Source organism: Dietzia sp. DQ11-38-2 (assembly GCF_014145055.1).
Taxonomy (GTDB): domain Bacteria; phylum Actinomycetota; class Actinomycetes; order Mycobacteriales; family Mycobacteriaceae; genus Dietzia.
The window spans coordinates 1-2,052 of record NZ_JAALDW010000412.1; the positions used below are offsets into that span (position 1 = coordinate 1).

4 protein-coding genes are annotated in these 2,052 nt (G+C 69.1%); 3 read left to right on the forward strand and 1 reads right to left on the reverse strand.

Translation table 11 applies throughout. The features are described 5' to 3' along the window. On the reverse strand, nt 1–200 hold a 200-nt coding region (locus G6026_RS13405; protein WP_182613461.1), incomplete at its 3' end, for a hypothetical protein. A 550-nt stretch (nt 201–750) separates the two neighbouring features. Here G6026_RS13405 and rpsJ point away from each other — a divergent pair. The 3 genes from rpsJ to rplD all read left to right on the forward strand — a co-directional run. After that, nucleotides 751–1,056 carry a 30S ribosomal protein S10 gene (gene rpsJ, locus G6026_RS13410; protein ID WP_003938093.1) on the forward strand — a complete coding sequence of 102 codons (306 nt, stop codon included), beginning with the start codon at nt 751–753 and terminating at the stop codon, nt 1,054–1,056. Between the two features lie 52 nt (nt 1,057–1,108). Further along, entirely contained in the window at nt 1,109–1,774 is a 666-nt protein-coding gene (gene rplC, locus G6026_RS13415) for a 50S ribosomal protein L3 (protein WP_107757061.1), read from the forward strand. A gap of 17 nt (nt 1,775–1,791) precedes the next feature. Beyond that, on the forward strand, nt 1,792–2,052 hold a 261-nt coding region (rplD, locus tag G6026_RS17465), incomplete at its 3' end, for a 50S ribosomal protein L4 (protein WP_347238108.1).

The window sequence follows — 2,052 nt, forward strand, 5'->3', positions numbered from 1 at the left end:
GCCACGGCGGCGACCTGCTCGGCGGTCGCGGCGTGATCCGGACGGCGGGCGGCGCTGACGCCGTGCCGGCGGTCGACCTCCTCGAGGGCGCGGAGCATCGCGTCGGGGTCACCGCCCTTGTCGGGGTGATGCCGCAGGACGGCTTGACGCCGATCCCGCTTGTAGGCGGCGGGGTCGCGTGGTTCGCGTCGGCTGTTCACGTTCTGCACTCCTGGGGGACGAGGCGCCGAGAGGCTCTGATGGTTCGACGGTACCGAAGCCGGGGCGAGCCGCGCACGCCGTCCGCGACCGGTCGTCCGCGGCGATTTTGATCCCGTGGGGTCAGTGCGGCATACTGGTCGAGTTGCCCGGACAAGGCGGCGAACTCGTGTAGCCCTCGGGCCGCGGGTGAACCGGGTTGGTCGGGCGAGCACGACAAGGGCGGGTGAGCGATCACCCGCCGGAAAAGTGGGAGGGCGACACGCCCGACCGCGTGGACGCGTCGTGACACGTCAACAGCGGCAGCGGATCGGTTCCGCCGTCACCCTCGTCTCGCGGGAGTGCGGCTCTCCGTCCTCTGGAGGGCTCATCGTCGTGTCACGTTCGTGAGCGCACGACGGCGGCCCTCCACGACGGAGCACCGATGCACGAGACCGGGTGGTAGACGGTCTGACGGTGTCATGTACGACAAGCGAACACACCAGGTGTCCCCCGCGCAGCGAGGGCGCTCACGACAGCCGCCTTCACGGGCGGAGGGAGAAAGAGGACGAAGTGGCGGGACAAAAGATCCGCATCCGGCTCAAGGCCTACGACCACGAGGCCATCGACGCCTCGGCGCGCAAGATCGTCGAGACGGTCACCCGCACGGGAGCTCGTGTCGTCGGCCCGGTGCCGTTGCCGACCGAGAAGAACGTGTACTGCGTCATCCGCTCGCCGCACAAGTACAAGGATTCGCGCGAGCACTTCGAGATGCGCACCCACAAGCGGTTGATCGACATCCTCGACCCCACGCCCAAGACCGTGGACGCGCTCATGCGCATCGACCTGCCTGCCAGCGTCGACGTCAACATCCAGTGACCTCCGACCGAGCAGCGGTCAGCAAGCAACGTGCAGCGGAGACAGTGAACAGATGAGTACAACCGAGATCAAGGGAATCCTGGGCGCGAAGCTCGGCATGACCCAGGTCTTCGACGAGAACAACCGGGTCGTCCCGGTTACCGTCATCAAGGCCGGGCCGTGTGTCGTCACCGGGATCCGTACAGAGCAGACCGACGGCTACAACGCCGTCCAGATCGCCTTCGGCGCGATCGACCCCCGCAAGGTCACCAAGCCCGTGTCGGGTCAGTTCGCCAAGGCGGGTGTGACCCCGCGTCGCCACGTCGCGGAGATCCGACTCGACAACGCCGAGCAGGCGGCCGGCTACGAGCTGGGCCAGGAGCTCGGCGCGGACGTGTTCTCCGACGGCGCCTTCGTCGACGTCACCGGCACCTCCAAGGGCAAGGGATTCGCCGGCACGATGAAGCGTCACGGCTTCGCGGGCCAGGGTGCCTCGCACGGTACCCAGGCCGTGCACCGTCGGCCCGGTTCCATCGGCGGCGCATCGACCCCGGGCCGGGTGTTCCGGGGCAAGAAGATGGCCGGACGCATGGGCAACGAGCGCGTGACCACGATGAACCTCAAGGTCCACAAGGTCGACGCCGAGGCCGGCGTCCTCCTGATCAAGGGAGCCATCCCGGGTCGCAACGGCGGCCTCGTGATGGTCCGTTCCGCAGTGAAGGGCGGTGCGCGCGCATGACCACGACGGAGAACCCCGTGAATCTCAAGCTGGACGTCCGTACCCCGGCCGGTTCGGCCGACGGGTCGGTCGAGCTCCCCGCCGCGATCTTCGGCGTCGAGCCCAACCTGTCCCTGATGCACCAGGTCGTCGTGGCGCAGCTCGCCGCGGCGCGGCAGGGCACCCACTCGACCAAGACCCGCGGCGAGGTCCGTGGCGGTGGCCGCAAGCCGTTCCGCCAGAAGGGCACCGGCCGTGCGCGCCAGGGCTCGACCCGCGCCCCGGCCTACACCGGCGGA